This window comes from Vibrio sp. 10N.286.48.F5, from assembly GCF_041469785.1.
Classification (GTDB): domain Bacteria; phylum Pseudomonadota; class Gammaproteobacteria; order Enterobacterales; family Vibrionaceae; genus Vibrio; species Vibrio crassostreae_C.
The window spans coordinates 1-3,423 of record NZ_JBFRLG010000069.1 but is presented as its reverse complement, the minus strand read 5'-3'; the positions used below and the strand labels follow the sequence as shown (position 1 = coordinate 3,423).

Below are 3,423 nucleotides of genomic sequence, written 5' to 3'. Positions count from 1 at the left end.
TTTTACTTTAATTGGTATAAGACCGTGAGTATGGAACTCTGATTTGATCTTAGGACTTTCAAGTTCGTGTTGTTGATAAGAGCATGCTCAGCGGAAATCATTAAGAGTCCTTGAACTCGGATATATGTCTGCAATCTTTTACCTAAAACTTTCAGATTTACTACTTGCCAATAGGAAGTGTCCATATATGATCAAATCAGCTTGAGGTTCAACGACGCCATATTTGACTAATCGTTAGCTTCTAACAGGCATACCTAGTCCTATGACTTTGTTTATAGCTTTGACATTCGCCATGATATCTCCCACTTGAGCGTTGTAACATCTCAAGCTCAATTTACCGCTGGTTAGTCCTTTATATCGAGACATTGCGGTCTCAGATATTGAGCGATAGTGGTAACCAGACTCAGATTTCCACTCCGTTATTGTTCCGTTTTTAAGAGCCTCTACAGCTTCATTTCTGGGATGCCCATCTTCCCAAAGAGCCGCATTCTTTCGAGGTGGTATCAACGGAGTACAGCCCTTATTTTTCAGAGTCTCATGGCAACTTTTTGTGTCATATGCTCCATCAGCAGATACTGTATGGATCTTTCTACGTAAAGGGTTGAGTAATGTTGGCAGCACTTCGTTATCGCCAACACTTACAAGACTGACTTCTGCACTAATGGCCTCATGAGTTTCTACATCAACAGCTAAGTGCAGTTTACGCCAAGTTCTGCGTTTTTCGGCGCCGTGCTTTTTCACTTTCCATTCACCCTCGCCAAAAACTTTGAGACCAGTCGAGTCAATGGCTATATGGCGAATAGCTCCTTTGGATTTATTGCGATATTTGACCTGAACTGTCTTCGAGCGTTTACTGATACAGGTGTAGTCAGGGGACGTTAGTGGAACATCTAATAGCTCAAAGATAGAGTCGATAAAGCCTTGAAGAGCACGTAAAGGAAGAGAGAAGATGCCCTTAATCATCAAGGCGGTTTCAATCGCTGTATCAGAGTACTGAAAGCCTCTCCCACGCTTACCATGATGAGTTTTGCATCGCCATGCATCTACGGCTGTATCATCTATCCAGAACGTAACCGAGCCCCGTTTGCACAAAGCCTTATTGTACTCCGCCCAGTTAGTTATCTTCTTTTTCGCCTTACCCATGTTGTCACCGCTCTAACCATCATAAAGGATCAGATCGCAGGACTCGAAAAAGGTTCAATTGATTTAGGCAACAACGCCCATTCAAGATCGATTTGATGATCAGATTTAGGTGTGATCATATACTGTTTTTTAACAGCAGATATTTAGCCATAATGAATGGATTAAGCCTTTTGGACCATATTTCAGTTATTCGAGACCCTCGCCAAGCTTGGAAAATAGAGCACACGCTAACCGACATTATCTTCTTAACAATTGCAGCAGTGATTGCTGGTGCTGAAGGTTGGGAGGATATTGAAGATTTTGGTGAAGATAACTTGGAATGGCTTAGGCAGTATGGTGATTTCAAACAAGGCATACCAGTACACGATACCATTGCCCGAGTTATCAATCTTATTTCCGCCAAGCAACTGCAACGATGCTTTACTGCGTGGATGAAAGACTGTCATGAGACGACAGAGGGTGAAGTGATTGCTATCGACGGCAAAACTCTCAGAGGCACATACAACAAAGACAAGCGTTGTGGTGCAATCCATATGGTTAGTGCCTTTAGTGCAGCAAACCAAGTTGTACTAGGACAAGTGAAGACTGCGGATAAAAGCAATGAAATAAAAGCGATCCCTGAACTGCTTGAAATGCTTTCCTTGCGAGATTGTTTAGTGACTATTGATGCTATGGGATGCCAGAAGGATATAGCTGAAAAGATAGTCGCTCAAGATGCAGATTATCTCTTAGCGGTAAAAGGTAATCAAAAACGATTGGAGCAAGCGATTAGCCAAGTGTTTAATTCTAGTATGATTAATAGTTTTGAAGGTGATAAATACGTCACTCAAGAGAAAGGGCATGGTCGTACAGAAACGCGTTTGAGTATGGTTGTTCACAATACAGATTTCTTAGGCTATATAGCGTTTGATTGGGCTGAACTCTCCACAATTGGTATGGTCGTTTCAATTCGTCAAGAAGGTGATAAGCCAGCAGAAACAATGCAAATCAAGCACTACATAAGCTCAGCAAAACTAACGGCTAAAGCTTTACTAGAGAGCACGCGAGCACATTGGAGCATTGAAAATCAGATGCACTGGCGATTAGACGTTGGTTTTAAAGAAGATGAATGTCGGATACGTCGAGAGCAAGCCGGTGAGAATTTAGCAGTTATAAGACATATAGCTTTAAATCTGCTGACGGAAGAAATCAGCTTCAAAGCAGGGATCAAAAGAAAGCAGAAAAAAGCGAACCGCAATAACGCTTACCTTTCGCAAGTCCTTGCAGGGCAAGGGGCTTCGTAATCTTGCCCTGAGGTCGAGCTTAGACAATGTCGGGTCGGCCTCAAGCAGTAACTCAAGCATCTCCTGCTGTGTTAAACCTCGCTCCTTTCTGGCTTGTTCTAAGAAGTGTGCAAACGTGAGCGGCATTCTTTGTCCTCGATAATCTCTATTATGGTAAGTATTGTTCGATTGCTTATGTAATTCAATCTTCTTTTATTAGAATTTAAACTATAGCTTATCGGGCAGGTTTTTATTATAGATGTAGATAAAACGAAGGTAGGTATTACTAGCTTTACTGTTGATGGTTTTATCGAATCGGCATTTTCGGCAAATGGAATTTTCAAATGCCCAATATTTCTTTTCCAGTGTTCCGCATAATTTATTTCGTCCTGTCACCGATGAGCGTTAACAAATTTAAACGCAGGAGCGGGATTACTAATTTATGAAATATTTAATCTTTAAAGGAAAGTAAAATGTTTAACTTCAAAAAAAGCGCACTAGCATCAGTTCTTCTTATGGGTATGGCAGTAAGTGCAGGTGCTAACGCATCTTCAAATGCTACTGTTGTATGGAGTGGCACTGTTCCAGTAACTAACGCATCAGATGCACTTATCATCACTGGCCTAGGAGGTGATACAACAGCGCTTAACGGTACTATCACTCCAAGCACAGACGGTGTGTTTGAATCAGATACTATCGTACTTGAGTCTCACTTAAATGATGGTGATGCTGTTACTCCTGTTGTTGGTGCATTAGCTTCAGCTAACTGGACTCTAGTTGATGCATCAGTAGCTTTTGACGGTGTGGCAAACCCATCTCAAGCTGTTGAGATTAATGTAAATGGTGCACCAGTAGCCGTTGGTGATGTTGTTTCTGGGGCTTTGTTTCCTAAATCAGGGAACTAATGCTTAAAGCTACGATCAGATCATCTAAGTTCACTCACATACTTAGAGCAATGCCAAAGCCTCGCTACAGAACAACTAACTGGAAACAATATAACCAAGCCCTAATCAATCGT

General features: G+C 41.6%; 3 protein-coding genes. 2 read left to right on the top strand and 1 reads right to left on the bottom strand.

What is annotated here, in order from left to right; translation table 11 throughout:
- Positions 1-234 precede the first annotated feature (234 nt).
- Complete coding sequence (locus tag AB4185_RS21765; protein ID WP_372135928.1) at positions 235-1,143, bottom strand: IS5 family transposase; 909 nt, start codon at positions 1,141-1,143, stop codon at positions 235-237.
- A 152-nt stretch (positions 1,144-1,295) separates the two neighbouring features.
- On the opposite strand from AB4185_RS21765, the gene AB4185_RS21760 reads away from it, so the two are divergent.
- Both AB4185_RS21760 and AB4185_RS21755 read left to right on the top strand, forming a co-directional pair.
- Positions 1,296-2,426, top strand: coding sequence for an ISAs1 family transposase (locus AB4185_RS21760; RefSeq protein ID WP_102332848.1), 1,131 nt, complete (start codon positions 1,296-1,298; stop codon positions 2,424-2,426).
- 452 nt (positions 2,427-2,878) lie between these two features.
- Positions 2,879-3,310 carry a hypothetical protein gene (locus AB4185_RS21755; RefSeq protein ID WP_372135927.1) on the top strand — a complete coding sequence of 144 codons (432 nt, stop codon included), beginning with the start codon at positions 2,879-2,881 and terminating at the stop codon, positions 3,308-3,310.
- Positions 3,311-3,423: the final 113 nt, after the last annotated feature.

What these genes read in the sequence shown, in the direction of transcription:
- AB4185_RS21755 (WP_372135927.1), top strand. Translation starts at nt 2,879, where the DNA reads ATGTTTAACTTCAAAAAAAGCGCACTAGCATCAGTTCTTCTTATGGGT.
- AB4185_RS21765 (WP_372135928.1), bottom strand. Translation starts at nt 1,143, where the DNA reads ATGGGTAAGGCGAAAAAGAAGATAACTAACTGGGCGGAGTACAATAAG.
- AB4185_RS21760 (WP_102332848.1), top strand. Translation starts at nt 1,296, where the DNA reads ATGAATGGATTAAGCCTTTTGGACCATATTTCAGTTATTCGAGACCCT.